Source organism: Streptomyces sp. NPDC006265, assembly GCF_040613555.1.
Lineage (GTDB): Bacteria > Actinomycetota > Actinomycetes > Streptomycetales > Streptomycetaceae > Streptomyces.
This window is the reverse complement of the sequence record NZ_JBEXSH010000945.1, coordinates 1-3,359: the sequence shown is the minus strand read 5'-3', so window position 1 is coordinate 3,359 and position 3,359 is coordinate 1. Positions and strand designations below refer to the sequence as shown.

3 protein-coding genes are annotated in these 3,359 nt (G+C 72.0%); 1 reads left to right on the top strand and 2 read right to left on the bottom strand.

The annotated features are described in order from the left end of the window. The coding region (locus tag ABZ281_RS43220; protein WP_356663607.1) for a DUF2637 domain-containing protein at positions 1 to 1,021 on the bottom strand (1,021 nt) is incomplete at its 3' end. Between the two features lie 305 nt (positions 1,022 to 1,326). Beyond that, positions 1,327 to 2,178: a (2Fe-2S)-binding protein gene (locus ABZ281_RS43215; RefSeq protein ID WP_356663605.1), complete on the bottom strand. Its 852-nt coding sequence runs from the start codon at positions 2,176 to 2,178 to the stop codon at positions 1,327 to 1,329. Between the two features lie 175 nt (positions 2,179 to 2,353). On the opposite strand from ABZ281_RS43215, the gene ABZ281_RS43210 reads away from it, so the two are divergent. Beyond that, on the top strand, positions 2,354 to 3,175 hold the full coding sequence (locus ABZ281_RS43210) for a GntR family transcriptional regulator (protein WP_356663603.1): 822 nt from the start codon (positions 2,354 to 2,356) through the stop codon (positions 3,173 to 3,175). The last annotated feature ends 184 nt before the right edge of the window (positions 3,176 to 3,359 follow it).

The following is a 3,359-nucleotide window of genomic DNA, read 5'->3' as shown; positions in this document are numbered from 1 at the left end:
GGTCCTTGAGCTTGCGCTCCAGGGAGTCCAGACGCGGCAGTGCCATGGTGTCGTCCTCCGCGGTGAGGTCGACGGTCACGGGGTCAGCTCCTTTGCGCACCGGCTGAAGAGAGGGACGCGAGCGCACGGGCAGGGGCTCCGGCGCCGATATGGCAGGCTCCGCGGTGACCTGTGAGGAGCCGCGCTCCACCTGTACCTCCAGCTGCCGTCCGCCACCCCGGCCGAAGTGGCCGCGGTGACCGCGGCTGATCGCCTTCAACTGGGCGCGCTCCACGCGCTGCTGGTCGCGCCGCCGCTGCCGGGTCTCTTCCTTCTTGCGCTTGTCGTCGCGCACCTCGTCGACAGCCTCGTCCAGGCTGCGCACACCCTCGAGGAGCATCAGCGACCAGGCGCGGTAGGTCTCCCTCGGGGCCCGCAGCCAGCGCACCATACGGATCTGCGGCAGCGGGCGGGGCACCAGACCCTGCTCCCGCAGGGCGGCCCGGCGGGTCTGCTTCAGCGCGCGGTCGAACAGGACCGCCGCCGACAGGGACATGCCCGCGAAGAAGTGGGGGGCACCCGCGTGACCGATGCCCCGGGGCGCGTGAACCCAGTTGAACCAGGCCGCGGCGAAGGCGAACGTCCAGACAAGTATCCGGGAGCCGAGCGCCGCGTCACCGTGGCTGGCCTCGCGCACAGCGAGGACGGAGCAGAACATCGCCGCGCCGTCCAGGCCGAACGGGACGAGGTACTGCCAGCCGCCGGAGAGCCCGAGGTTCTGCTCACCGAAGCCGACCAGGCCGTGGAAGGAGAGCAGGGCGGCGACGGCCGCACAGCAGAAGAGGAGGAGGTAAGAGAGGGTGCCGTAGAGGGCTTCTTTGCGTCTGCGGCGTTCCTCGCTGCGCTCCCAGGAGTCGCCCGCGCTCGTGTCCTTGACCGAGGAGCGCTTGCCGCGCGCGAGCACCGCCACCGCCGCCAGCATGCCCAGGAGAAGCACGGCGCCCGGAAGCAGCCAGTTCAGCGATATGTCGGTCAGTCTCATCTGGGTGGTCCCTTGCATTGGGATAGGGCGTAACGCCCGCCATAGTGGCCCAATCCCATCGGCCCTCAGGGGGTTTCGGGGCAAGAGGCCGCCAAGGAAGTGCAAGGGAATGCCCAGGGCGGCGTTCTGCTCGAACTGCCGCTTGAGGGGCGGGAGTTGAGTTCGAACAAGACTACCCGTACGAGTGGTTCCCCGGAAAGTTCCCGTGACGCGTGAGGATGATGTGAATCGCCTGTGGGTGTGTGAGTGTCCGGTCCCGCGATGATCCTACGGGACGGCGGGAGCGGATTCGGCCCCGCGGGAGCTCAACTGGCCGTGGCCAGCAGCTTGGTGACGCGGTCCGTGTCGCAGGTGCGGGGGCAGGTGGCGCAGGTGTCCTCGGGGCGTAGCGTGTAGAACATGCAGCAGCTCGCGCGGTCCCGGGTGAGAAGGGGCTCGCCGCCGGGGCCGGTCAGCTCCCGGAACGCCGCCGTGCCGACGTACGGCTTGGTCGCGCCCGGCAGCAGCAGCTCCAGCTCGCGCATCGCGCGCCGCTCGTCGATCTCGCCGAGCAGCTGGGCGATGTACCAGACCCCTTCGACGATCTCGTCGGTCGCCATGCCCCACAGGGCGCGTCCGCGCCGTCGCATCCGGGGGCCGAAACCGGTCAGCACCGGTTCCAGGTGCTCGGCGACCGCCGACCGCACCTCCGCCCGCAGCGCCTCCTCGTCGGGGACGACCCGGGCGCCGGGCAGTGCGGCCGCTTCGTCACCGGGGAGGCAGGCGAAGCCGGCGGGGCGGACGGCCATGCGTCCGAGGGCGTGGCCCGGGGCGGTGCGGTCGTACGAGACGTGTGTCACGGGGTAGCGGGGGACCCGGCGGTGCAGGAACCACGGCACGGTGATCAGGAGGCAGGCGGGCCAGGCGTAACGGTGCAGGCCGAAGGTGGCGACGACATCGGGGCGGGCCTGCCGGCCGTAGTCCCGTTCGATCTGGTCCACGTCCCACGCGAGGAAGCGGTCGAGCGCGGGTCCTGCGGCCGCGAGGTCGGCGGCCGCGGCCCAGCCACCGCCGTGCGGGGTCTCCTCGCCGGTGCTCAGTTCGGTGACCGCCAGCGCCGGGAGTATCTCGGCCAGGCGGGTGTAGGCGCCGGAGACGGCCGAAACGGGCGCAGGCATGTGATCACCGATCCGTCGGGTGAAACGGGTTCTTGAAGGTAAGCCTAACCTTACTCAAGATCTCCGGAAATTGAACGGGGATGTGAACTGGGGGCCGGGGCGCTTATGGTGCTTGACGGACGAGTAACAACCCGCCGTAATGACCCCAAGTACCGATACGTCCGGAGGAGGACCCGTGAGGCAGGGAGCGCAGGGCTCCGCGGACACGGGTCATCCGTGGGCGGCGGTGGGTGCCGCCGGGGCTGGTGTGGCGTCCGGGCAGGCGCCGGCGCCTGCGCGCGTGCCGCAGCAGGGCGGGGCGGTGCGGGGGGAGCACACGCACAGTGAGCCGCCCCTCCCCGTCGTTCCTCGGGTCCGGCCGGTGGTCCAGCGGGCCTCGGTGCGGGGGCAGATCCTGGCCGCGCTGCGGGCCGCGCTGGTGGCGGGGGATCTACGGCCCGGGGAGGTGTACTCGGCGCCGGTGCTGGGCGAGCGGTTCGGGGTCTCGGCGACGCCGGTCCGGGAGGCCATGCAGCAACTGGCCCTCGAGGGGGCCGTCGAGGTCGTGCCGAACCGTGGGTTCCGGGTGGTCGAGCGGGGCGTGCGGGAACTGGCGGAGCTGGCCGAGGTCCGGGCGCTGATCGAGGTCCCGGTGATGCTCCGGCTGGCCCGTACCGTGCCTGCCGAGCGCTGGGCCGAGCTGCGGCCTCTCGCCGAGGCGACGGTCCGCGCGGCGTCCTCCGGCTGCCGCGCGACCTACGCGGAGTCCGACCGGGGGTTCCACCGGGCCGTGCTGGCCCTCTCGGGCAACGAGCAGCTGGTCCAGATCGCGGAGGACCTGCATCGCAGGGCGCAGTGGCCGCTGGTCGGGGGAGGGCCGGGGGTCCGGGGGCGAGCCGATCTGGTGGCGGACGCGCACGAGCACACGGCGTTGCTGGACGCGCTGGTCGCACGGGACCTGGATGTGGCGCGGGCGCTGGTGGGCGAGCACTTCGCGGGGGCGGCTGCTGTCGGTTGAGTGACGGCTCCTGCGCCTGCTCGCCGGGTGGTCGGTCGGGGCCGCGCCGGGGGGGGTTCGTCCTCGGAACGGCGCGATGAGGCCGGACGCCGACTGACTCCCCGTTGACGCGCCAACATCTGCGGGCGGACATCCCCCGACACGGCCCCTTCTCGCCGTACACGGGTGCGGGAGCGTCATGGGC